Raw genomic sequence first — 23,695 nt, forward strand, 5'->3', positions numbered from 1 at the left:
CGGAAGAGCGTTTCTGCTAGGAGGCAGCGTATGCACCTCTGCACCTCCCACATCGTTCCCAGGTGGTTCGCTCTAGCCCTCTGCCTTTTGACACCCGCTGCTCAGGCGGCCGAGGTCTCGCCCGCCAGCCGGGTGGAGACTTCCCCCGGCCTCTCTCCCGAAGCAGTCAAGCGCGTCTTCGACCAGCAGCGGCCGGCGCTGGCCTCCTGCATGCGCCTGCTCACGGAAGAAGCCCTCAGGGAAAACACTCCCTGGAACCCTCCTCCCGATGTGGATGATCGGATCCTGCTGCGCTTCGAGGTGGGGCGCGACGGCAAGGTGCTGGATGACGCGCGCGGTGGACACATCCCTCACGTGGGAGGTCTCTATCTGGAACGCAACTGCGTCAGGCTGCTCGTGCGCTCCTGGGTCTTTCCCGCCTTCCCCGCCCGCCAGGGCGAGAAGGTGAGTGTGGAGATCGAGGCGCGTTTCAGCACCACGGCGGCCGAGCGCAAGGCCGAGCTGGCTCGAATCCGCGAGGAATTCGAAGCCCTCTGCCGTGCCCTCTCCGCGCTGGGTGGAGGCAAGCCGCCAACGGCGCAGGACACGACACAAACCATCCAGCGCTTCCTCTCGGAGCGCCGCGGCCGCCTGTCCTCACCCACGCGGAGCAGCCTGGAGTCGCTGTTGCATGTCAACGTGCCGGACATGGTGTCCCTCTACGAGAACCTCGCCCTGGAGCTCCTGAGCACACCGGTCTCATGCCCCACGGTCCATGGCTGGGGTAGACAGGCGCCATGACCCCCCCCTCGCATTACCGCCGAGGAGCTATGACTACAGCCTGGAGGTTCGTGGCACGCTGAAGGCCGACACCCTCACGGTGGAACGACACCAGGTGACGGCGGGCCGGCTCGACGTCAGGGAACGAATCGACAAGTAGCCGAGCCGGCTCGCACGAGCGCTCAGGGCACCGTGTCCTTGCGCGGGACGGAGGCCGAGCGCAGGCTCGACACCTTCGAATTGACGGTGTTGGTGTCCAGGTACGCGTCCTTGGCGAAGTACACCCAGTCCACGTCCTCGAAGTACGTGCGCGCGCCGCCGGAGGGGCCGAGCTCGATGAACCACATCTGGAAGTCGAGGAACTGGTTGATGAGCGGCGCGAACTGGGCCGGGTGGTTGGCCCGCTCCACGCCGTCGATGTGATAGGTATTGCCCGTGGGCCTCACGTGCAGCACGAGCGTGTGCCAGCCATCATGGCTGTAGCCGAGCCGGGCCGAGGTGCTCGCCGTCTTGTTCTTGTCGAACGAGGTGATGAACATGGTGGGGGTGTTGCCCTGTCCCCAGCCACCGTTGGGCAGGTACTCGTAGTCCTGCTCCGAGTAGCTGGGGCTGCTGTAGGGCGTGAGCGCGAAGAAGGTCTCGACGTACTTGTCGGCGAAGACGCGCGTGCCGGACAGCGGGGTGTCGCGGAAGCGCATCCGGGTCGCGTAGGTGCCGAAGCGGAACTTCTGCGCGTGGGTGAGGACCTCCGAGTGCGTGGTGCCCGCCGCGGTGCCGTTGGTGCCCGCCCGCAGCCGCATCAGCCGGTCCGAGCCCTCGGTCACCATGGAGACGTTGCCCGCGGACCAGGTGGCGCCACTCACGCCGGGGCCGCCCGCGTACGTGCGCACATTCCAGAGGTTGGTGAACGCCGCGTCACCCGTGCCCGAGTAGGTGAAGTCATCGAAGAACTCGGCCAGGTTCGAGGGCGGAGGCGGGTCCGTCGGCGGAGGAGTCGTGCCGCCCGTGGGGAGCGTGCCGCCGCGCAGGCCGCCGGTGGGCGCCGAGCCCGCGTCGTGCACGGTGATGCGGCTCCAGTCGGTGGGCGCCGTCTGATTGCCGTAGGAATAGTCATCCGTCTCGTTGACGAAGGCGCCCCCGAAGGTGACGCCGAGATCGATGGGCGCGGTCGTCGCGCCAGCGGCCAGGCTTCCGGCCGCGCTGGTGAAGCGGATTTCCACGTACTGATCCGCGCCGGAGGCGGACGCACTCCCGGTGGTCAGCGAGATGGCCGAGCAGTCCGGCGCGTTCCACCACCAGCACGCCGGAGCCACCGTGGAGGCGCCATTCTTCGTGAGCCAGTAGCGCACGACGATGTTGCTCAGGGGGATGGCGGCCGAGGTGTTGTTGCGCACCTGGATGCCCGCCTCGATGATGTCGTCGTTGGGCCCCGCCGCGTTGTAGTTCTGATACTGAACGGTGAAATCCGCCGTCCCCGCGAGGCTCTCGCTCAAGGGCACCACCAGCGACATCGCGGCGAGCAGGCTCTGCTTCCAGATCGTCTTCATCGGCTCCTGGTCCTTTCCCCGGAGGGAGCCTGGGCCCATCTCCGTGGAAATTGGTTCGGGTGACGCACGCACCGGCGCGCGACCACGTTCGATGTAATAGAGCGCGATACTGATTTATCCGGGTTAATTCGCAATAACTTTAATTCTATTAATTCCTGAGAAGCCTGTAGCTGCCTAGGCAACTTTACTTCAAGTGTGATTGACCGCACCGCGGTTCCCCTGACACTCCAGGTGCTCGTGAAGAACACACGTCATGCACCCGACACGAGGCCGTCGTCCCTCGCGGCGCTTCGTCTCCCGAGCCCTCGAATCGGAGGGGTCTTGCTGGCTCTGGCGGTGGTCGTGCTGCTGACAGGGTGCGCCACGGGCGCTTCGGGCGGGAGCCTGACCAACGGCCTCGGCCCTCCCTCGAGGATCGCCTCGACCACACCCCAGTGGCCCGAGGCCACACCCATGGCCGGAGAGGCGGCGGGAGGCTCCGGCGGATTGCTCGAGGACACGGCGGACCCCTTCCAGGTGGTGCAGGAGGCCAGTGGCCTCGGGGAAGAAGCCCGGCACCCGGCGGGCGCGGCGCTCTACCTGGGGCAGGCGCGTCAACTGCTGGCGCAGTTGACCAGGACGCCCGTGACCTACCGGAACTTCGCCCCGCGCCGGGTGCTGTGCTGGCTGCTGCGCGAGGTGCTCGCGGGAGGAGAGCGCGTGGAGTACGCCGACTTGAAGTGGCGGACCGAGCGCTTCTGGTTGCTGGTGATGGTGCGACCCGATGGCTACCTGGCGACCGCGCTCACCGGCACGCCCCTGCAGCGCCTGGGGCAGCTCCAACTCGTGGAGGGCGAGTGGCGGGTGGGGCGCCTCGCGGTGGGAGACTTCTACTTCTCGCGAGGTGGCGTCTTCTATCCGGTGAACGAGGCCTTGCGGCGGGTGGACGTCCCGCCCCTTGGCGAGTTGGGCCTGGGCAAGGACTGGCTCAGCGCCGCGCTGGATGGAGCCCAGGTCGCCCTGGGGGAGATGGTGGTGGCGACGGCCCATTCCCTCCTCCATCCCATCCGCACCGTGGAGGACCTGGCCCAACTGCCCACCACGGTGGCGAGCCTCATCGCCTCCTCGCCCGAGTACTTCGCGCGCTACGGGGCCATGTCCCGGGAGGACCAGATTCGCGAGGCGGCGCGCCTGTCCACGCACGTGCTCATGCTGCTCGGAGGAGCGGAGGCCACCCTGGGGCGCATGGGCGGACTGGGTGCGGAACTGCCAGTATTGTCCCTCACGGCCAAGGGGGAGCTGGTGCTGGGCGGAGCGGCCGTAGCGGCAAGCACCGCCACTGGGGGCATGGCGCTGGGTGACCTCTCCCTCCTGCACATGGCGGGGAGAGGACAGAGGCGCACTGGCGGCGCGAGTGGCAAGAAGGGGAAGTCTGCCCAGACGGCCGCGGCAAAGGGTCCCGGCAAGTGGACCTACAAGAAGCCCACGACCGAGTCCACGCGAGCCCTGGAGTATCAGGAACAGATCACGGGACGACCAGCATGGTACGTGTACATGATTGAAGAGCTGGAGTTCGACGGCTTCAACGGCATGGAACTACTCGAGGCCAAGGGTCCCGGCTATTGCTCGTTCTTCAACCCGGATGGCACACCCAAGTCCTGGTACAGGAGCTCCGGAAAATTCGACGAGATGATGAGCCAAGCAGAGAGACAGAAAAGGCGGGCTCAACACAAAGGGCTGCCATTGATCTGGCATGTCGCCGATGCCAAAGTCGCGCAGTTCCTCAGTAAGGAATTTGAAAAGCGTGGATGGAACAACACGACCGTCCGCCATACGCCACCCATGCGATAGGGAGCAGAAATGGACGAGAGCTACTACGTCGGAGCGTACTGGGGTCCGAGAAAGGAGACAGCGCTGGAGTGTGCCCGACGCGCGGAACTCTTCTTCCACATGCTGGCGCGATGTGACCCGTCGTTCACCCAATGGTACCGCGCGGGCCGGGGCTTCCCTCGCGAGCTGCCGGGCCACCCTGTCCACCCGGAGATAAAGGAGTTGGAGAAACTCTTTCTCCAGAGCAGGAATCGAACGGACGTCGGCAAGAAGGTCATCGAGGATCTGGGGTTCAGCCGAATCATGTGGAATGCCAAGGAAGAGGCCACCGACCTCCACCTTTCTTGTGGAAAATATTCGCCATGGGGTGGCCCCAACATTTGCCTGCTAAGCCCACCCAGTAAAGGCGCAATAAGGAATCGGCTTCTGCGCGTGCCAGTACTCACTGATGTGCTTACCGCCATGGCCACCGCGTGGGACCCCGACTTCGCCATGGCCAGTTCGACCGAGATGGTGCGTCTCATCGAGAAACGGAAACCAGAGGTCCGGGTAGGCTGGCTGACGTACCTGTCGCGCCGTCTGGGCACGCTGCCCCCGCTGCCCGCCCCCGTGCGCATCGAGCCGGTGGGCACCCTCGGCTGGCTCCTCGTTCTCTCCCCTGAGCCCATGACCGCCAGCAACCCCGAGCACGTGGCCTTCACCGCCCGCATCCGCCAACTGCTCGACCGGGCCGGCCTCATCGAACGTCCGGAACCCGAACCCTCCAGCGAAGACTCCTGAGCCAGTCCTCCCAGGGGGCCAGGGAAGCAGGCACCCCGCGCCTGCTGACCAGCAGCCCACACTGCCCCCCCATGCCATTGGCCCGAGGCGCGGAGCGTGATTTGACTCCCCCATGAGCCTCCCGTCCCCCGCCGCGAAGTCCGCGTCTGGTCTGTCCACCCTCGAAGCCTCGATCCGCCGGGACCTGGAGCGCCTCGAGTACCCCAAGCGCCCCTGGGTCCTCTCCCGCCACGCGAGCGACGGCCGCCCCATCCTCGACGTGCTCATCATCGGCGGCGGCCAGAGCGGCCTCGCCGCCGCCTTCGGCCTCATGCGCGAGAAGGTCAACAACCTCCTCGTCGTGGACGACTCCGCCCCCGGCCTCTCAGGCCCCTGGAAGACGTTCGCGCGCATGCACACCCTGCGCACCCCCAAGCACCTCACCGGCCCCGACCTCAACCTCCCCAACCTCTGCTTCCAGACCTGGTACGAGGCCCAGTTCGGCGAGGACGCCTGGAAGGAAGTGGGCTTCGTCCCCAAGGAGCTGTGGGCCGACTACCTCCACTGGTACCGCCACGTCCTCTCCATCCCCGTGCGCAGCCACACCCGCGTCGGCGCCCTGTCCTGGCTCCCCGAGGAGCGCTGCTTCGCCGTCCCCGTCCGCTCCACCGACAAGAACGCCCCCAAGGACGCTCCCGAGGAGACGCTGCTGGCGCGCAAGGTGGTGCTCGCCACCGGCATCGACGGCTCGGGCCGCTGGGAGACTCCCGCCAACGTGGCCCGCCTGCCCCGCGAGCTCTGGCTCCACACCCGCGATGACATCGACTTCGAGGCCCTGCGCGGCAAGCGCATCGGCGTGCTCGGCGCGGGCGCCTCGGCCTTCGACAACGCCTCCGTCGCCCTGGAGCGCGGCGCCGCCGAGGTGCACCTCTTCTACCGCCGCAAGACGCTGCCCACCGTCAACGCCTACCGCTGGGCCGAGTTCGTCGGCTTCCTCAAGCACCACGCCGACCTGCCGGACGCGGACCGCTGGCGCTTCATCCGCCGCATCCTCGAAATGGGGCAGCTCCCCCCGCACGACACCTACCACCGCGCCCGCGCCCTCCCCCACTTCTTCCTCCACGCGGAGAGCCCCTGGCAGGACGTCCAGGCCGTGAATGGAAAGGCCCAGGTCACCACGCCCCAGGCCACCTTCACCTTCGACAAGCTCATCGTCGGCAGCGGCACGGTGACGGACCTGTCCCTGCGCCCGGAGCTGGCCCACCTCATCGGCGACATCGCCTTGTGGAAGGACCGCTACACCCCGCCTGCCCAGGAGGCCCACGCGGACCTCGCCCGCCACCCCTACCTGGGCCCCGGCTTCGAGTTCCAGGAGAAGGTGCCCGGCCGCGCCCCCTACCTCGGCTCCGTCTTCAACTACACCTTCGGCTGTCTGCTCTCGCTCGGCTTCGGCGGCGCGAGCATCTCCGGCATGAAGTACAGCCTGCCCCGGCTCGTCGCGGGCATCACCCGGCAGCTGTACCTCGAGGACAAGGACGCCTATTTCGACTCGCTGATGAAGTTCGACCTGAAGGAGTTCGAGCCATGAGCCAGGACTGGGTATTGCGCGGCGAGCGCGTCGTCACGGACACGGGCGTGCGCCCGGCCGCGGTGGTGGTGCGCGACGGCAAGGTAGCCGCCCTCGTCGGCCCCAAGGACGTACCTACGGGGCTGCCGGTGACGGACGTGGGGCAGAAGGTCATCATGCCCGGCGTGGTGGACAGCCACGCCCACATCAACGAGCCCGGACGCACCGAGTGGGAAGGCTTCGAGACGGCCACGCGCGCCGCGGCCGCCGGCGGCATCACCACCGTGGTGGACATGCCGCTCAACTCCATCCCCGCCACCACCTCGCGCGAGGCGCTCGCCCAGAAGGCCGCCGCCGCCGAGCGCCACTGCGCCATCGACTACGGCTTCTGGGGCGGCGTCATCCCCGGCAACGCGGGCGAGCTGGACGCGATGATCGACGCGGGTGTCGCCGGCTTCAAATGCTTCCTCATCCAGTCCGGCGTGGACGAGTTCCCCCACGTGACGCGCGAGGACCTCGAGCGCGCCATGCCCATCCTCGCGCGCCGGGGCGTGCCCCTCATCGTCCACGCGGAGCTGACGGCCTCGGAAGAGCCGCCCAAGGGCGACACGCGCACCTACCGGAGCTATCTCGCCTCGCGCCCGCGCAAGTGGGAGGACGACGCCATCCACATGATGGTGGAGCTGTGCCGCAAGCACCGCGGCCCCGTGCACATCGTGCACCTGTCCTCCTCGGACGCGCTCGGGGAGATCGCCTCCGCCAAGAAGGAGGGCCTGCCCTTCACCGTGGAGACGTGTCCGCACTACCTCACCTTCGACGCGGAGCACATCCCCGACGGCGCCACCTGGTTCAAGTGCGCGCCCCCCATCCGCGAGTCGGAGAACCGCGAGAAGCTGTGGGCGGGCCTGGCGCGCGGCGACATCGACATGGTGGTGTCCGACCACTCGCCCTGCACCCCCGCCCTCAAGCACCTGGAGCACGGGGACTTCGGCCGTGCCTGGGGTGGCATCGCCTCGCTCCAGTTCAGCCTTCCCGCCGTGTGGACCGGCATGCGCGAGCGCGGCCAGGGACTCGAGCAGCTCGTGCGCTGGATGTGCCACGCGCCCGCCCGGCTCACCGGCCTCACGGGCGTGAAGGGCTCGCTCACTCCGGGAGCGGACGCGGATCTGCTCGTCTTCGACCCCGACGCCTCCTTCACTCCCGACGCCTCGGGCGTGCTGCACCGCCACAAGCTCACCCCCTACGCGGGCCGCGCGCTGGTGGGCGTGGTGGAGCACACCTGGGTGCGAGGTCAGAAGGTCCACACTCGGGGCGAGCCGCCGCCGGCTCCCACGGGCCGGTGGATTCGCCGCCCTTCCACGGCGCGGCGCGTGGAATAAGGTAGCCCTTCGAGGAGAAGCCCCACCATGCAGACACCCGAGGAAGGCAAGGTGCGTGTCGCCTTCGCCGAGCTCATCGATCTGGCCGCCGAGAAGGTCGGCGGCCGTGCCCTCTACGCCAACGACGAGTTCTTCGCCCCCAAGGAGAACCTGCTCAAGCCGGGGCGCGGCGTCTTCATCCCCGACAAGTACACCGAGTTCGGCAAGTGGATGGACGGCTGGGAGACGCGCCGCAAGCGCGTGCCGGGCCATGACTTCTGCATCATCCAGCTCGGCCTGCCCGGCACCATCCGCGGCGTGAACGTCGACACCAACCACTTCGTCGGCAACTTCCCCGAGTACGCCTCGGTGGACGCGCTCGAGGCGCGCGGCGACGTCACGCCCGAGTCGCTCGTGGACGCCGCGTGGACGCCCATCGTCCCGAGGACGAAGCTCCACGGCGGCACGCAGAACTACCTCCCCGTGGCGAGCGAGGCGCGCTGGACGCACGTGCGCCTGAACATCTTCCCGGATGGTGGCGTGGCGCGCTTCCGCGTGCACGGCGTGGTACGGCCGGACCTGGAGAAGCTGCGCGGAAGCGAGCTGGTGGACCTGGCCGCGGCGGAGAACGGCGGCATCGTCGTCACCTGCAACGACTCCTTCTTCGGCCCCAAGGACAACCTCATCCTCCCCGGCCGCGCGCCCACCATGGGCGATGGCTGGGAGACGCGCCGCAAGCGCGTGCCGGGCTTCGACTGGATCGTCGTGAAGCTCGCCACCGCCGGCACCGTGCAGCGCGTGGAGGTGGACACCAACCACTTCAAGGGCAACTTCCCCGACACCTGCTCGCTCGAGGGCTGCTTCCTCAAGGACGACATCCTCGACTTCGCCAACGCCAAGGACATCTCCTGGCAGGAGATCCTCCCGCGCACCAAGCTCCAGGCGAGCCACCGCCACTTCTACGAGCAGGAGCTGCGCGAGAAGGGCCCCTTCACCCACGTGCGGCTCAACATCTTCCCGGACGGAGGCATCAGCCGGCTCCGGGTGCACGGACGGGCGGCGTGAGCCGGCTCGCGTGGCTCAACGGGCTGTCCGCCGAAGAGGCCCAGGCGGAGTTCTCGCGCTGCTGCGGCTCGAAGCGCTGGGCCGCGGCGCTCGCCCAGGCGCGGCCCTTCCCGAGCGAGGCCGCGCTGTACGAGCGCGCCGAGACGCTCTGGGCCCAGACGGGGCCCGAGGACTGGCGCGAGGCGATGACGCACCACCCGCGCATCGGCGACGTGTCGCGGCTGCGCGAGAAGTTCAAGGCCACCGGCGCCTGGAGCGAGCAGGAGCAGCAGGGCATGCGGGACGCGGGCGAGGACGTGATTCAAGCGCTCGCCGATGGCAACCGCGAGTACGAGGCGCGCTTCGGCTTCATCTTCCTCGTGTGCGCCACGGGCAAGAGCGCCCGCGAGATGCTCGGCCTGTTGCGCGAGCGCATGAACAACCCGCCGGACCAGGAGCTGCGGGTCGCGGCGGGGGAGCAGGGAAAAATCACCCGCATCCGCCTGGAGAAGCTTCTCTCGTCCCCATGAGCACCCTGTCCACCCACGTCCTCGACACGCAGTCGGGCCGCCCGGCGGCGGGCGTCCCCATCACCCTGGAGTTCCAGTCCGCCGAGGGCTGGCACGAGCTGACCCGGGGCACCACCAACGCCGATGGCCGCGTGCGCGACTTCCTGCCCACCGGCACCCGGCTGGAGCCCGGCGTCTACCGGATGACGTTCCACACCGGCGAGTACTTCCGCGCCCAGGCCCTGCGTGGCTTCTACCCGTATGTCTCCGTGGTGTTCGAGCTCGCCGCCCCCGAGGAGCACTACCATGTCCCTCTGCTGCTCAGCCCCTTCGGCTACTCCACCTACCGGGGGAGTTGACCTCTCGCCATGAGCTCTCCCCTCTCCTCCGAGCGACTCGCCATCACCCGCGCGGCGCTGGCCCACGCCCACCTGGCGTACGAGCGCCACCACCCGGAAGCCTCCCCGCGCCGGCAGCCCGTGCACACGATGTATGGCGGCGCCCACCTCTTCACCGCGCAGACGGCCCAGAAGATGGGGCGCACGGCCGTGAACGCGCTGCGCGAGTACGCGCCGGATGGCCGCGCGCTCGCCGCGTGCCTCGGTCTGGACGAGGCGCTCGCCGAGCGGGTCCACGCGCGCGTGCTCACCAAGCTCGAGCGCGAGCCGGTGGAGGACTTCCGCATCGACTTCGAGGACGGCTACGGCCACCGCCCGGACGAGGAGGAGGATGGCCATGCCACCAGCGCCGCCATCGCGCTGGCCCGGGGCCTCGCGGAGGGCACCCTGCCGCCCTTCGTCGGCATCCGCGTCAAGGCGCTGACCGAGGAGCTCTTCGACCGGAGCGCGCGCACGCTCGGGCTCTTCCTCGGCACGCTCCTGGATCGCACCGGGGGACGGCTCCCGCCGGGGTTCGTCGTCACCCTGCCCAAGGTCTCCCTCCCCCAGGAAGTGACGGCGCTCGTGCGCATGCTGGAGTTGCTGGAGACGGACTACGGCCTGGAGCCCGGCGCGCTGAAGCTGGAGTTGATGGTGGAGACGCCCCGGGCGCTCTACACGCCGGACGGACGCCTCGCGCTGCCCGCGCTCGTGGAGGCGGCACATGGGCGCTGCGTGGCGGCGCACCTCGGGCCGTATGACTACACGGCCTCGCTCCACATCACCGCGGCGCAGCAGGACCTCTCGCACCCGGCATGTGACTTCGCCCGGAACGTGATGCAGGTGTCGCTGGCGGGCAGCGGCGTGGCGCTCTCGGATGGCCCGACGAACGTGCTGCCGGTGGCGCCCCACAAGCCGGGAGCCCACCCGCTCACCGAGGCCCAGCGCGAGGAGAACCACCAGGTGGTGCACCGCGCGTGGCGGCACATGTACACCAACACGCGCCACGCCCTGGAGCGCGGCTTCTACCAGGGGTGGGACTTGCACCCGGCCCAGCTCCCGGTGCGCTACGCGGCCGTGTACGCCTTCTTCCTGGAGGGACTGGAGGTGGCCTCGCGCCGGCTCAAGTCCTTCGTGGAGCAGGCGGCCCGGGCCACGCGGCTGGGCGAGGTGTTCGACGACGCGGCCACGGGTCAGGGGCTGCTCAACTCCTTCCTGCGCGGCCTGGCCTGCGGCGCCGTCACCGAGGAGGAAGCGCGCGCCACGGGCCTGACGTTGGAGGAGCTGCGCGGCCGTTCGTTCCTCCGCATCCTCCAGGGCCGCCGTCCTCCCGAATAAGTGGCCTTCACCGCCTGAATCACCCTCTCACCCAAGGGAAGAACCCAGATGAACGAGAAGATCGCGAACCTGCCGCTCAAGCGCATCGACGGAACCGAGACCTCGCTGGCCGCCTTCAAGGGCAAGGTGCTGCTGGTGGTCAACGTGGCCTCGCAGTGCGGACTGACGCCCCAGTACGAGGGCCTGGAGAAGCTCTACAAGAACTACCAGGCCCGAGGGCTGGTGGTGATGGGCTTTCCCGCCAATGAGTTCGGCGCCCAGGAGCCGGGCACCAACACGGAGATCCAGGACTTCTGCCGCTCCAAGTTCGGCATCGACTTCCCCATGTTCTCGAAGATCGTCGTCAAGGGCGAGGGCCAGCACCCGCTCTACCAGCACCTGACGGAGACGCTCCCCGAGGCGCGCTTTCCCACCAACAGCTCCATGCGCGCCCGGCTGGAGAAGCACGGCATGAAGCAGCAGAAGAGCAACGACATCCTCTGGAACTTCGAGAAGTTCCTCATCAACCGCCAGGGTGACGTGGTGGCGCGCTTCTCCCCGGACACGACCCCGGATGACCCCGCGCTGACCCAGGCCATCGAAGCGGAGCTCGCCCGGGCCTGAGAGTCAGGAGGTCCGCTCCGCCCTCGAGGAGGAGGGCGGCCGGCGAGGCAGGCGGACGTGGAAGGCGGTGCCGTCGGCCTCGGTGGACGACACGTCGATGTGGCCGCCGTGCACATCCACGATGTGCTTCACGATGTAGAGCCCCAGGCCCACGCTGCGCGAGGCCGTCGCGCTCGGGCCATCCCCGCGCTGCATGGGCTGGAAGAGGCGCGCGAGCACCTCGGGCGCGATGGGCGTTCCACCATTGTGGACCTCCAGTTCCACCCCCGGCGCACCGCCGCGCGTCGAGATGGTGATGGGCGTGCCCGCCGGGCTGTACTTCGCCGCGTTCGTCAGCAGGTTGGTGATGAGCTGCGCCATCCGGTCGCCGTCCCACTCGCCCCGGCCCTCTCCCTGCTGGAAGAGCTGGAAGTCGCGCTCCGGAAAGCTCATCTGCACCTCGTCCAGCACCTGCCGGGTGAGCAGGTGCAGGTCCATGGGCTCGGGCCGGATGGGCAGGCCACCGCCGAGGCGGGCCTGGGTGAAGTCGAGCAGGTCCCTCACCATCCGGGTGCCACGCTCGGCCGAGGAGAGGATGCGCACGGCGGTGCGGGTGGCTCGCGCGTCCAGGGTCTCGTGCCGCAAGAGCGCCTGCGCGCCCAGGGTGATGGCGCTCAGGGGGTTGCGCAGGTCATGGCTGACGATGCCGATGAGCTGCTGCTCGAAGTCGGCGCGGCCCTTCATGTCGGCGGCGAGGCGCTTGGCCTCCGTCACGTCCCGGGCCACCGAGAACAACAGACCCTGGTGCGGCTCGGAGGTGATGCTCCACGACAGCCAGCGCCAGGTGCCGTCGCGGTGCCGCATGCGGATGTCCGACTGGGTCACCTCTTTGCCCTCGCGCAACCGCTCCACGGTCGCGGCATGGGCCGCCAGGTCCTCGGGATGGATGAGCCGCGCGAGGGGCATGGACAACAGCTCCGCCTCGCTCCAGCCCAGGGTGCGCTCCCACGCGGGGTTGATGCGCTTGAGGTAGCCGTCGAGCCCCGACACGCACAGCAGCTCCCTGGAGAGGGTGAAGATGCGGTCGAGCTCGGCCTCGGCGCGCTTCTGATCTCCCACGTCACGCAGGAAGACGGCCATGCCGCCGTCCGGCGTGGGATAGGCCCGGGCCTCCAGCCAGGAATTCAGCTCCTCGTAGTGGTCCAGGAAGCGCACCGGCACCCGCTCGTGCATGCACCGGTGGTACTCGGCCCAGTAGTCGCGGGTGGGCAGGCGCAGATGCGGCCACAGCTCCCAGAGGATGCGGCCCACCAGTTGCCCCCGGGGCTTGCCGGCCATCCGCTCGAGCATGGAATTCACGCGGGTGAGCCGCCAGTCCTTGTCCACGGCGAGGAAGACGTCGCCCATGGTCTCGAGGATGTCGGCGATGCGCTGATGGGCCTCGCGCTGCTCCCGCTCGGCCCGCTCGCGCGCGCGCACGCTGGAGAGGAGCGTGGACACCTGCCCCGCCAACATCCGCAGGAAGTCCTGATAGGGCCCATCCAGCCGCAGACGGGGCGAGGTGCCCAGCACCAGGAAGCCGAACGGCGGTGACGACTCCCCCATGCCCAGCGACAGGACGAGCGCCTCGCGCGGCGACTCCGGCCAGGGACCCCCCGGCAGGCGCTCCGCCCGGGCTCGCAGGTCCACGCGCAGCAGGGCCTCGGACCGCGCGGCGGCCAGGGGCCAGGGGCTCGGGACGGAGGCGTCGAGGACGATCTCCTTCGGACTGGCCACTCCCCCCGCCTCCAGCCCCACGGCGAGGGCCAGGCGGGCGCGCCGATCGTGGCCCTCGCACAGGTACAGCAGCGCGAAGGGCACATCGGCGGAGTGGAACCGCAGCACGTCCGCGATGCGCTCGCAGGCCTCGCGCGACGTGCCCACTCCGGCGGTCTCGGTGGCCAGATCCCTCAGCGCGAGCAGCCGCCGCTCGGCGAGCAGCATCTGGGTGTCCTCCACCACGGTGACGAGTACCCCCGCCACCTGCTCGCCCTGCCCCCAGACAGGGGCATAGGAATCCGTGAAGTAGCACTCCTCGACGAAGCCGTGGCGATGCAGGAAGAGCAGCAGCTTGGCCCGGGTGCTGGACTCGCCCGAGTCGAGCACCTGCCGGAAGCGGGGCTCGAGCTGGAGCCAGACCTCCGGCCACCCCTCGCGGCAGGGGCGGCCCAGGTAGGCCGGATGCTTGTCACCCATGAGGGGGATGTAGGCGTCGTTGTAGAGCTGGACGAGGTCCGGCCCCCACAGCAGGTTCATGGGGAAGTGGTTGGCGAGCACCATGCCCACGCAGGCGCGCAGCTCACGCGGCCAGGCGAGCACGGGACCGAGCGGCGTCGAGGCCCAGTCGGTGGCACGCATCCGGGCGCCCATCTGGCCTCCGCCCGGGAACATCCGCTCGACGGCCTGACGCTCCAGCTCGTGTTCGTCACTGTCCATGCACCTGTGCCTATTGGGCGGGCGGGTATTTCTGCAACTTGCGTTGCAGCGAGCGCCGGTGCAGGCCCAGCCGCCGCGCCGCCTCGGAGATGTTGCCCCCACAGTCGGAGAGCACGCGCTGGATGTGCTCCCACTCGGCGCGAGCGAGCGAGGGAGGCTGGAAGTCCTCCGTCACGTGGGCGGCCTCGCCCGGGCCGCGCGAGAAGGCCAGCAGCAGATCATCCACGTCCGCGGGCTTGGGCAGGTAGTTGAAGGCACCGAGCTTCATCGCCTCCACCGCGGTGGCGATGCTGCCGTAGCCGGTGAGGACGATGATGCGGGTGGAGCCGTCCAGCGCGTGCAGGGCGCGCACGAGCTCCAGGCCGCCGCGGCCGGGCATGCGCAGGTCCACCACCGCCACCTCGGGCGACTCGCGCGTGGCCTGGGCGAGCGCCTCCTCGTAGGAGCCGGCGGTGCCCACCTCGAAGCCACGCTCGCGGAAGGCGCGGGCCAGGCGTTCACGGAACACCGCCTCGTCGTCCACGAGCAACAACGTGGGAGCGGAAGACAGCTGGGGATTGGGGCTCGTCATGGAGCCACTTGTGTCGAGGAGGACCCCGGAGACAACGCGGCGGATTGTCGCACCCCGGCCAGGGGCCAGCTCAGCACCACGCGCGTGCCCTGGCCCGGGGTGGACTGGAGCGAGAGCTGCCCGCCCAGCCCATCCAACATGGCGCGCGTGAGGAAGAGCCCGAGCCCCATGCCCTCGCCGGGCGCCTTGGTGGTGAAGAAGGGCTCCCCGGCGCGCGCGAGCACCTCGGGCGGCATGCCCGCGCCCGAGTCCTCCACCGACAGCCGCCATGCCTCCGGCCCGGACGACAGGCGCAGGTGCACGGGCGCCTCCGGCGGCGAGGCCTGCAGGGCGTTCTTCACCACGCCGCGCAGCGCCCGGACGAAGGTCTGCGCGGGGACGAGCGTGCGCTCGTGCCGGGCGCGCTCCTCCATCTCCACGCGCACCCGCTCGCTGCCGGGCAGTCCCCCGAGCGCCTCCTCCACCAGGGACGCGGGCGCACGCGAGCCCAGCGCCTCGCCCTGGCTGGCGCCCGCGTCGGCAGCCATCTGCGCGAGGATGTCACGGCAGCGCGCCACCTGGCCGCGGATGAGTTGGACGTCCTCGAGCGAGCCGGCCGCATCGGGGGTGCGGGGCAGGTGGCGCTCCAGCTCGCGCGCCACCACGGCGATGGTGGACAGAGGCGTGGACAGCTCATGCGCGGCACCCGCCGCGAGCGTGGCCAGGGCGGTGAGCTTGTCGTGACGCGCCGAGGCCGCGCGCGCCGCCACCAGCTCCGCCTCGCGCGCCGCCAGGGCCCCCGTCACCCGCCGCACGAAGTAGACGAGGAAGGCCGCGGCCAGCGCGAACGCCGCCCACATGCCTTGCAGGTGCATGCGCATGTCGTGGATGTGGTGATGGGGCGTGTCCACGAACAGCACGCCGAAGCAGATGATGGCCAGGGCGGTGAGCGCCCACGTCCACCTGGCGCGCAGCACCACCGCCGAGAGCGCGATGTGCACGATGTACATCGCGCTGAAGGGGTTGAAGGCACCGCCGCTGAGCGCCAGCAACACCGTGAGCAGCACCACGTCCAGGGCCATCACCGCCGCGGGCACCACCTCGGGGGGAGCGCGCTCGCGCCGCCGCTCCCACAGGGCCAGGGCCGTGTTGCTCGCCACCGCCACGGCGATGGTGGCGAACAGGGGCACGAGTTGTTGGGACAGGCCCAGGCCGAAGTGCACCCCCAGCACGAGCGCCACCTGGCAGATGATGGCGCCCCAGCGCAGGCGCAGCAGCCACGACAGATCGATGGCGTGGGCGTCGCGCACCGGGTTTACGGAGCCCCGAAGGTGAGCTTCCACACGCGCACGCCCATGGCCACCAGCAGGATGAGCAGCATGAAGAGGAAGACGCCCAGCGCGGCCATGCGGAACTTCGTGCCCTTGTCCGGCGGCGGCGTGGCCAGGAGGACCGAGCCGGCCGAGGCCAGCCGCAGCACCTCCTCGCGCCCGCGCAGCGCCATGGCGTCCTCGGGATGGCGCGCCAGGCGGATGCGGTAGAGCCGGCCGAGCGCCGGCAGCTCCCCGCGCTCCGACGCCAGCGCGAGCACCTTGTCATGGGCGCTCTTGCTGTCCCACAGCTCCAGCACGCCCAGCCACGTGGAGGACACCACGGGCGAGGGGCGGAAGTCGTCCTGCCGGTAGCGCGCGAAGTCCAGTCCGCAGAAGGGACACACCACCGAGCCCTCCTTGCGCGTCCCGATGCACTTGGGACAGAAGCCCGCCGGGGGCATGAAGGCGTCCTCCGACACCGAGGAGCCCGCGCCCACCGAGGGCATGGAGCCCGTGTCGCGCACCACGCGCAGCGAGCTGCTCGAGGCGCGCGCGCCCTGCGCCGGGGGCGCAGCGGCCGGAGGCGGCGGCTCGGACGGGGGCACGGAGGGGGACTCGGATGGCGTGCGCGTGCGCGGCGGCTGCTGGACGTCCGACAAGCGCAACACCGTCAGGTTCGCCCCGGCCGCATCGGACAACGACGGACGGGAGGACTTGTCCTTGGCGGCCCCGGACTCGGACGGCTTCGCGGGCGCCTTGAGGAACTCGGCCACCTTCACGGGCTCGGGCGGCTTCACGGGCTCGGCCGCCTTGTCCTGCTTCTCCTTGTCCTTGGAGGCGCCCTTCTCCTTCTTGCGGCGGTTCTCCCGGGCCTCCTCCTCGATGGCCTGCAGCAGCTCCGCGGGCACCGCCATGCGCCGGGTGGGCTCGTTCTCGATGGGATCCGGCTCGGCCTCGTCCTGTCCGAGCGCGATGATGGGTCCGCCCCCGTCCGACTTGTCCGACTTCCTGGCGGCCGGAGCCGGGGCCGCGCCCTCGTCCTGCTCGATGGCGCCGCGCATCTCCACCTTGCAGCGCGAGCACTTGAGCACGAGCAGACCGTCTTCCACCCGGAACGCCGCCGGGGGAACGAGCCGCTCACACGCCTCACAGAAGTACTTCACCAGATCACCATCCGGATAGGCACGGGCATGGCACATCCCGCCAGGGCGAGGAAGCATAGCGCGCACACCAGCTTTCTCCCGAAGCCCAAAGGCTCGGCGGGGTGGGTGAGCTCGGGATGACCGAAGCCCACCAGCCTGGTGGCCACCAGGAGCCAGACCGCCCAGGTGACGGTGTAGAAGAGGGTGAGGAAAAGAAGCACCAGCGCCATGGCTTTGCCCACCCACCGGGCGCGAGGGCCCCAGAGGGCGTAGGCCATGTGTCCACCGTCGAACTGGCCCACGGGCATGAGGTTGAGCACCGTCACCAGCAGGCCGAACCAGCCGGCGATGACCACCGGGTGCTCCTGGATGTCCCGGCCAGGTGGCAGGGGTCCGAGCACCAGCGCCTTGAGGCCGCGCATGAGCAGGCTGTCACTGAAGATGATGGCCTGGTGGCCGAAGAAGGGCTCCTCGGCGGGGGCGGGCAGGAGCGACAGTTGCACCCCGGCCCATTCCACGGCCAGGCGCCCCAGGCTCCACAGCGAGGTGGAGCCGGGGAAGCCGGTATCGGACACCGGGGGGGCGTCGATCCATTCGGAGTGGGCCAGGCCCCAGACGAGCAGGGGGAGCGCCACGGCCAGTCCGGCGAGCGGCCCGGCCGCCCCGATGTCCACCAGCGCGTTGCGAGTGGGGATGGGGGCGCGGATGCGGATGACGGCGCCGAGCGTGCCCACGCCCAGGTACGGCAGCGGGATGAAGTAGGGCAGGGACACGTCCACCCCGTGCAGACGCGCCAGCACGTAGTGTCCCATCTCGTGCGCGCCGAGGATGGACAGCAGCGCGGCGCTGAAGGTGAGCGCGTGCGCGAGCCGCGCGGCATCCGGCAGGGGGCCGCTGGGGAAGGCCCGGTCGAAGGTGAAGGACGTCGTCCCCACCGTGAGCACGAAGAGCAGCAGGTGGAGCCAGAGACGGTGGGTGGCGGGACGGACGTTGACGCGCTCCATGGGGAATCACGGGGTAGCAACCCGTTCCGGGCATTTCAATACGCCCATCCATTGCTTGACTTGAAAGCGGCCTTTGCTACGACCCCCACGCCACTCGAAGGCCGAGCAACTCGTCGAGGGCTTGCTTCATTCGACGGGGGCTCTGAGCCTGAGCGTTTCGGAGGAAACACACGATGAAGAAGGCGATTGTTGCGGCGGTTCTGGCGAGCGGTCTCGTGGCGTGCACCAGCGTGGAGACCGCGGTGGTTTCCGGCAATGAAGTGGCGGCCACCGGTGGCGAGCCCATCGCCGTCATCCAGGGCACCGCCCTCGGCCTGACCGCCATCTTCCACGTCATCGACCTGGTGCAGAGCGACCTGGACACGGTGGTGAACCGGCTGCTGGTCAGCGAGGCCAAGGCCATGGGCGGCAACAAGGTGCAGCTGCTCGACGCCAGCACCACGCCGCGTCACGGCATCTTCGCCCTCACCGGCACCATCATCGCCTTCCCGCTGTCCACGGCCACCGGCGTGGCGGTGAAGTAGTTCCCCGCTCTCCGTCCCGCACGGAGGGTTCTTCGAAGGCCCCGCTGGCGACAGTGGGGCCTTCTTCTGTTTGGGCCCATGCACATGCCCGCTCGCTTCCTTGTCCTCGTCCTGCTCGTGCTCACTGGCTGCCGCCGGGGAGAAGACCCGTCCGCCCTGCTGACGGGCGTGCGCCAACGCCTGGCCACGCGCGACGGCAAGCTCACCAGCTACGTGCTCGCGGGCACGGCGACCGAGGGGGCCCAGACGATGGACTTCCAGTTCGCCTACCGCGCCCCGCTCAAGATGCTGGGCACGCTCGGGGCGCCCGCCTCGCGCACCTTCGCCTGGGACGGCGAGCGCCTGGTGGAGCGCGATGACGGGGCGCGCCGCTTCTTCACCTACGAGGACACGCTCACGCCCGAGCGGCGCATGGGCGTGCTCACCCAGCTCTTCGCCCCCTTCGTCCCCGAGGGCTTCCGCGCGCCGCTGTTGCCGGGCCAGGGCGTGACGGCCCGCCGCGCCTCGCACCCGCGGGGCCCCGAGGCCGTGGAGCTGACGGTGAAGCCCGCGGGCAGCGACGTGGAGGTGACGTACGTGCTGCGCTGGCCCGCCCTGGACTTCCTCGGCAAGCGCATGCGCAGCGGCGAGGCGCTCTCGGAACTCCGGGTGGAAGAGGAGCAGTGCGAGCCGGACCTGGACTTGTGCGTCCCCCGGCGGCTGACCCAGTGGGCAGGCACCCAGCAGGTGGCCCAGACCGTCCTCACCCGTGTGGAGCTCAACCCCGTGCTGCCCGCGGAGACCTTCGCACTCACCGCGCCAGGGGGTTACAATGTCGGCTCCAAGACATTCGCTCCCCAGGGAAGCCCCTAGCGAATTATTCCGGGTTGAACCCCTTCAGGGCCATCCCCACCTTCTCCCGGAAGGAGTGCGACGGTATGGCGCTGGTGCAGAACGTCATCTTCGATGTGGATGGCACGCTGGTGGATTCCGTGGACGAGCACGCCGAGGCCTGGCGACGTGCCTTCCTGGAGTTCGGCCGGGATGTGCCCTTCGCTCACGTGCGCAGTCAGATTGGCAAGGGCGCGGATCAACTGCTGCCCGTCTTCTTCACCGAGGACGAGCTGGAGAAGTTCGGCCAGGAGCTGAGCGATTACCGCTCCGCGCTCTTCAAGCGCGAGTTCATGCCCAAGCTGCGTCCCTTCCCGCAGGTGCGCGAGCTGTTCCAGCGGCTGCGCCAGGACGGGCTGAAGCTGGTGCTCGCCTCGAGCGCCAACGAGGACGAGCTGGAGCGCTACGTGCGCCTGTGCCGCATCGAGGGGCTCACGCACGGCGAGACGTCCAAGGGCGACGTGTCGAAGACGAAGCCCAATCCGGACATCTTCGACGCGGCGATGGAGCGGCTGGGCCGGCCGGATCCGCACAGCGTGGTGGTGATTGGCGACACGCCCTTCGACGCGCTGGCCGCGGGCAAGCTGGGGCTGGCCAGCGTGGGGCTGCGCTGCGGCGGCTTCCCCGAGGACGACCTGCGCACGGCGGGCTGCCGGGACATCTACAAGGATCCCGCGGAGCTGCTGGCCCGCTACGAGTCCTCGCCCAACACGTGGCCGTGGACGGCCGAGTCCCTGTCCTCCAAGGACGAGGAGTCGCGCTGACGCTGGCAGGAGGAGCGTGCAGGTGGCGCGCTCCTCCCGCTCGGTGTGCCTGGGAGTGGATGACGGCACACCCGCTGGATTCCCCGCTGTCGGCTGGCTGGACCGCCGTCCGATGCACAGCTTGAACGGGCATGAACAGCGAGATCCATCCAGATGCCGCGCTCCGCGCGAGCCCCGAGCGCGTGTCCCTCGATGAGGGGCCCGCGATCCTGCTGCTCAATCCCAACTCGCGCATGGGCGGGGAGGCCTTGTCGGCCACGCTCGCCGCGCTCGAGGCCCGGGGCATCCGCCTGACGGCCAGCCACGAGGTCCAGGACCACGAGCAGATGGAGCAGTTGCTGCACGAGGCCGTGGCGGGCGGCGTGCGGCGCATCCTCGTGGGCGGCGGAGATGGGACGCTCAACTGTGCCATCAAACCCCTGCTCGGCCAGGACGTGACGCTCGGCGTGCTGCCGCTGGGCACGGGCAACGACTTCGCGCGCTCGCTCGGCATCGAGCCCACGCTGGAGGCCGCCTGCGACGTCATCGCCGCGGGCTACACCGCGCGCGTGGACGTGGGGCTCGCCAACGGCCACCCCTTCCTCAACGCGGTGAGCCTTGGCCTGGCCTCGGCCATCGCCAAGCGGCTCACCCCCGAGCTCAAGCGCCGCGTGGGCAAGCTCGCCTACCCCGTGGCCGCCGCCGCCGAGCTCTGGGAGCACCAACCCTTTCGCGTCCGCGTGGTGACCGACACGGAGGAGCTGGAGCAGAACGTGCTCCAGCTCGTGGTGGGCAATGGCCGCTACCACGGCGCGGGCAACATGGTGACGCCCGACGCCACGCTCGATGATCATCTGCTGGACGCCTACGTCATCTCGGCGCCTTCCGCCGAGGCGGGCCGCGAGGGCACGGGGCTCGGACACATGCAGGACATGTCCACGCTGGCGCGCGTGGCCCTCACCGTGCGCCGGGGCGAGCACCTGGCCCACCCCGCCGTCAAGGCGTTGAGCGGGCCGCGCATCCTCGTGGAGGCCACGCCTCCTCAGGACGTCAACGCGGACGGGGAGATGATTGGCCAGACGCCCGTGCGCTTCGAGCTCGCGCCCTCGGCGCTGCGCGTCTTCGTGCCCGCGCACCCGGCCGGGCCCCACTGAAGAAGCCCGGGGGTGGCTGAAGTCGCCTGGGGGGCCTACGCCTTGTCGAGCGCCAGCGAGAGCGCCTGGGCGGTGAAGTTCACCAGGGGGATGATGCGCTGGTAGTTCATCCGCGTGGGCCCGATGACGCCCACCGTGCCCAGCACCTGCTCGCGGCTGCCGTAGGGGCTCGCGATGACGGACACATCGCCCGCCGAGGAGAAGTCGCTCTCGGTGCCGATGAAGATCTGCATCTCGCGCGCGCGCTGCACCCGGTCGAGCAGCGACAGCAGCTTGTGCTTCTCCCCGAGCGCCTTGAAGAGCGCGCGCATGCGCTCGACGTCGGCGAACTCGGGCTGCTCCAGGAACGAGCCGGTGCCCTCGATGAGCACGCGCTCGCCCGTCTGGAGATCCGTGGCCGCCGCGCCCAGCTTGAGCGCCTTGGCCGTGAGCGCGTTGTAGAGCGCCTGCTCGTGGTCCAGCTCGGAGCGGATGCGCTCGCGTGCCTCCTCCAGCGTCACCTCGTGCAGCAGCTCGGACAGGTAGTTGCTCGCCTTGAGCAGCTCGTCCGAGGTGACGGGGAAGTCCACCGTGAGGAGCTTGTTCTGCACCTGGCCGTTCTGCCCCACGAGGATGGCGAGGACGCGATCCTCGCGCAGGCGCACGAACTCGATGCGGTGGAACACGGCGGCGTCCGGGCGCGGGGTGACGACGACGCCCGCGTGCCGGGTGAGCGCGTGAAGCAGGCGCGAGGCCTCCGATAGCAGTTCCTCCATACCCGCCTCGTGGGTGAGCCCCGCGTGGATGAGCTCGCGATCGCGCGGACCGGGATCCTTCAAGCGCACCAGGGTGTCCACGTAGAAGCGGTAGCCGCGGTCCGTGGGCACCCGGCCGGCCGAGGTGTGGGGCTTCTCGAGGAAGCCGAGCTCCTCCAGGTCCGCCAGCACGTTGCGCAGCGTGGCCGAGGACACGTCGAACTCGGGCTTGCGCGCGAGGTGTTGGCTGCCCACGGGCCCGCCCGTCGTGATGTACTCCTGCACGACGGCACGGAGGACTTCCTTCTCGCGATCGCCCAGCTCCTCGGACATCTTGCTCACATTCCCTGGTGACGGTGCGGTGACGATGGTTGCGCCCAGGCTCTCGGCACGGCCCGCCGCGGGTGCACTGAAAGTTTAAAAAGGCGGCGAGAACGGTTCAATCCCCTTCTCCCCGGTTGCCCCGGACCCGAGCGCTCGGAGGTCGAACCTTCAGCGGGCAGGAGAGCGGCGTTCGGGTGGAGGAACCAGCGGCGGGGTACGCCGGGGGCACACATCGCGGGGTGGCGGGAGGCACGTTAGAAGCAGCGCGCCTTGGCCACCCTGTCTTCGCCCACGACTGCCTCCTCGAACTTGCCCACCGCCGCGCCCCTGGCGGAGGGCAGCCGCGCGTTGCTCGTCTTCTGCCTCTTCGCGCTCTACGTCATCTGGGGCTCGACGTACCTGGCGGTGCACTGGGCGCTCCAGGGCGGCCTGCCACCCTTCCTGATGGCCTCGGTGCGCTTCCTGACGGCGGGGCTCATCCTCTACACGGCACTGCGCTTGCGCGGCGCGGCGAACCCCACGGCCCGGCAGTGGGCGGGGGGCGCGGTGATGGGCGTGCTGCTGTTGCTCCTGGGCAATGGCGCCGTGGTGTTCGCCCAGCAGTGGGTGTCCTCGGGAGTGGTGGCGCTCGTGGTGGGCAGCGTGCCGCTGTGGGCGGCGCTCTTCGGCGGGCTGATGGGCCAGTGGCCCGGACGCGCCGAGCGCTGGGGACTGGCCATCGGCTTCTGCGGCCTCATCGTGCTCAACATGGGCAATGACTTGCGCGGCAACACCTGGGCCACGCTGGCCCTGTTGGTGGGCCCGATGAGCTGGGCGTTGGGCTCGGTGATCTCGCGCCGGCTGCCGCTCGCCGGGGGGCTGATGGCCAGCGCCACGCAGATGCTCACCGCCGGTGCCTTCTTCCTGCTGGTCAGCCTCCTGCGGGGCGAGCACCTCACGGCCGTGCCGTCCACGCGGGCGCTGCTCAGCTTCGCCTACCTCGTCATCTTCGGCTCGCTCGTGGCCTTCAGCGCGTACGGCTACCTGCTGCGCCACACGCGGCCGGCGCTCGCCATGAGCTACGCGTACGTCAACCCGATGGTGGCGGTGCTCCTGGGTGTCGCGCTCGCGGGCGAGTCCTTGAGCCTGGGTGGCCTCGTCGCCATGGGCGCCATCCTCGGCTCCGTGGTGCTCATCACTCGCGCCCGGGCGTGAAGCGGCTTCTTCTCCGGCA

At 69.7% G+C, this 23,695-nt stretch carries 22 protein-coding genes; 15 read left to right on the forward strand and 7 right to left on the reverse strand.

Going from position 1 to position 23,695, the window contains the following annotated elements; translation table 11 throughout:
- Window positions 1–30: 30 nt before the first annotated feature.
- Entirely contained in the window at window positions 31–780 is a 750-nt protein-coding gene (locus F0U63_RS45395; RefSeq protein ID WP_395841120.1) for a hypothetical protein, read from the forward strand.
- 161 nt (window positions 781–941) lie between these two features.
- Here F0U63_RS45395 and F0U63_RS45400 read toward each other — a convergent pair whose 3' ends face one another.
- Complete coding sequence (locus F0U63_RS45400; RefSeq protein WP_395841122.1) at window positions 942–2,306, reverse strand: cellulose binding domain-containing protein; 1,365 nt, start codon at window positions 2,304–2,306, stop codon at window positions 942–944.
- Between the two features lie 321 nt (window positions 2,307–2,627).
- Between F0U63_RS45400 and F0U63_RS45405 the strand changes: the two genes are divergently transcribed.
- From F0U63_RS45405 to F0U63_RS45445, 9 genes are all read left to right on the forward strand, one after another.
- Entirely contained in the window at window positions 2,628–4,136 is a 1,509-nt protein-coding gene (locus F0U63_RS45405; protein WP_395841124.1) for a Tox-REase-5 domain-containing protein, read from the forward strand.
- A gap of 9 nt (window positions 4,137–4,145) precedes the next feature.
- Window positions 4,146–4,895 (forward strand): Imm52 family immunity protein, encoded by a 750-nt coding sequence (locus tag F0U63_RS45410; RefSeq protein ID WP_395841126.1) that lies wholly within the window; start codon window positions 4,146–4,148, stop codon window positions 4,893–4,895.
- Between the two features lie 112 nt (window positions 4,896–5,007).
- Window positions 5,008–6,462 carry an FAD/NAD(P)-binding protein gene (locus F0U63_RS45415; RefSeq protein ID WP_395841128.1) on the forward strand — a complete coding sequence of 485 codons (1,455 nt, stop codon included), beginning with the start codon at window positions 5,008–5,010 and terminating at the stop codon, window positions 6,460–6,462.
- Window positions 6,459–7,820: an allantoinase AllB gene (gene allB / locus F0U63_RS45420; protein ID WP_395841130.1), complete on the forward strand. Its 1,362-nt coding sequence runs from the start codon at window positions 6,459–6,461 to the stop codon at window positions 7,818–7,820. Before F0U63_RS45415 ends, allB begins: the two co-directional genes overlap by 4 nt.
- A 27-nt stretch (window positions 7,821–7,847) precedes the next feature.
- The gene (gene alc, locus F0U63_RS45425; RefSeq protein ID WP_395841132.1) at window positions 7,848–8,864 is read left to right on the forward strand and encodes an allantoicase; all 1,017 of its coding nucleotides are present in this window, start codon (window positions 7,848–7,850) and stop codon (window positions 8,862–8,864) included.
- Window positions 8,861–9,373: a 2-oxo-4-hydroxy-4-carboxy-5-ureidoimidazoline decarboxylase gene (gene uraD / locus F0U63_RS45430; RefSeq protein ID WP_395841134.1), complete on the forward strand. Its 513-nt coding sequence runs from the start codon at window positions 8,861–8,863 to the stop codon at window positions 9,371–9,373. The genes alc and uraD overlap by 4 nt, the downstream gene beginning before the upstream one ends.
- Window positions 9,370–9,711 carry a hydroxyisourate hydrolase gene (uraH, locus tag F0U63_RS45435; RefSeq protein ID WP_395841136.1) on the forward strand — a complete coding sequence of 114 codons (342 nt, stop codon included), beginning with the start codon at window positions 9,370–9,372 and terminating at the stop codon, window positions 9,709–9,711. The genes uraD and uraH overlap by 4 nt, the downstream gene beginning before the upstream one ends.
- Before the next feature lie 9 nt (window positions 9,712–9,720).
- Window positions 9,721–11,067: a DUF6986 family protein gene (locus tag F0U63_RS45440; protein ID WP_395841138.1), complete on the forward strand. Its 1,347-nt coding sequence runs from the start codon at window positions 9,721–9,723 to the stop codon at window positions 11,065–11,067.
- A gap of 48 nt (window positions 11,068–11,115) precedes the next feature.
- The gene (locus F0U63_RS45445) at window positions 11,116–11,670 is read left to right on the forward strand and encodes a glutathione peroxidase (protein WP_395841140.1); all 555 of its coding nucleotides are present in this window, start codon (window positions 11,116–11,118) and stop codon (window positions 11,668–11,670) included.
- 3 nt (window positions 11,671–11,673) lie between these two features.
- On the opposite strand, the gene F0U63_RS45450 is transcribed toward F0U63_RS45445, so the two are convergent.
- From F0U63_RS45450 to F0U63_RS45470, 5 genes are read right to left on the reverse strand one after another with little or no spacing between them, the layout of a single operon-like run.
- Window positions 11,674–14,124, reverse strand: coding sequence for a PAS domain-containing protein (locus F0U63_RS45450; protein WP_395841142.1), 2,451 nt, complete (start codon window positions 14,122–14,124; stop codon window positions 11,674–11,676).
- Between the two features lie 10 nt (window positions 14,125–14,134).
- Window positions 14,135–14,695, reverse strand: coding sequence for a response regulator transcription factor (locus F0U63_RS45455; protein ID WP_395841144.1), 561 nt, complete (start codon window positions 14,693–14,695; stop codon window positions 14,135–14,137).
- Window positions 14,692–15,984 (reverse strand): ATP-binding protein, encoded by a 1,293-nt coding sequence (locus tag F0U63_RS45460; protein ID WP_395841146.1) that lies wholly within the window; start codon window positions 15,982–15,984, stop codon window positions 14,692–14,694. The genes F0U63_RS45455 and F0U63_RS45460 overlap by 4 nt, the downstream gene beginning before the upstream one ends.
- Before the next feature lie 5 nt (window positions 15,985–15,989).
- Window positions 15,990–17,150, reverse strand: a complete 1,161-nt coding sequence (locus F0U63_RS45465) for a hypothetical protein (RefSeq protein ID WP_395841148.1) — start codon at window positions 17,148–17,150, stop codon at window positions 15,990–15,992.
- The gene (locus tag F0U63_RS45470; RefSeq protein ID WP_395841150.1) at window positions 17,147–18,133 is read right to left on the reverse strand and encodes a site-2 protease family protein; all 987 of its coding nucleotides are present in this window, start codon (window positions 18,131–18,133) and stop codon (window positions 17,147–17,149) included. The genes F0U63_RS45465 and F0U63_RS45470 overlap by 4 nt, the downstream gene beginning before the upstream one ends.
- 173 nt (window positions 18,134–18,306) lie before the next feature.
- On the opposite strand from F0U63_RS45470, the gene F0U63_RS45475 reads away from it, so the two are divergent.
- From F0U63_RS45475 to F0U63_RS45490, 4 genes are all read left to right on the forward strand, one after another.
- Window positions 18,307–18,657 carry a hypothetical protein gene (locus tag F0U63_RS45475; protein ID WP_395841153.1) on the forward strand — a complete coding sequence of 117 codons (351 nt, stop codon included), beginning with the start codon at window positions 18,307–18,309 and terminating at the stop codon, window positions 18,655–18,657.
- Window positions 18,658–18,741: 84 nt separating this feature from the next.
- Window positions 18,742–19,509 (forward strand): hypothetical protein, encoded by a 768-nt coding sequence (locus F0U63_RS45480; RefSeq protein WP_395841155.1) that lies wholly within the window; start codon window positions 18,742–18,744, stop codon window positions 19,507–19,509.
- A gap of 71 nt (window positions 19,510–19,580) precedes the next feature.
- Window positions 19,581–20,291, forward strand: coding sequence for an HAD family hydrolase (locus F0U63_RS45485; protein ID WP_395848529.1), 711 nt, complete (start codon window positions 19,581–19,583; stop codon window positions 20,289–20,291).
- A gap of 131 nt (window positions 20,292–20,422) precedes the next feature.
- Window positions 20,423–21,424 (forward strand): lipid kinase, encoded by a 1,002-nt coding sequence (locus F0U63_RS45490; protein ID WP_395841157.1) that lies wholly within the window; start codon window positions 20,423–20,425, stop codon window positions 21,422–21,424.
- 35 nt (window positions 21,425–21,459) lie between these two features.
- Here F0U63_RS45490 and hrcA read toward each other — a convergent pair whose 3' ends face one another.
- Window positions 21,460–22,491, reverse strand: coding sequence for a heat-inducible transcriptional repressor HrcA (hrcA, locus tag F0U63_RS45495; protein WP_095991187.1), 1,032 nt, complete (start codon window positions 22,489–22,491; stop codon window positions 21,460–21,462).
- A 261-nt stretch (window positions 22,492–22,752) separates the two neighbouring features.
- Here hrcA and yedA point away from each other — a divergent pair, with 261 nt between their 5' ends.
- Window positions 22,753–23,676 (forward strand): drug/metabolite exporter YedA, encoded by a 924-nt coding sequence (yedA, locus tag F0U63_RS45500; protein ID WP_395841160.1) that lies wholly within the window; start codon window positions 22,753–22,755, stop codon window positions 23,674–23,676.
- The last annotated feature ends 19 nt before the right edge of the window (window positions 23,677–23,695 follow it).

The sequence above is a fragment of the Cystobacter fuscus genome, from assembly GCF_044360685.1.
GTDB classification, from domain to species: Bacteria; Myxococcota; Myxococcia; order Myxococcales; family Myxococcaceae; genus Cystobacter; species Cystobacter fuscus_C.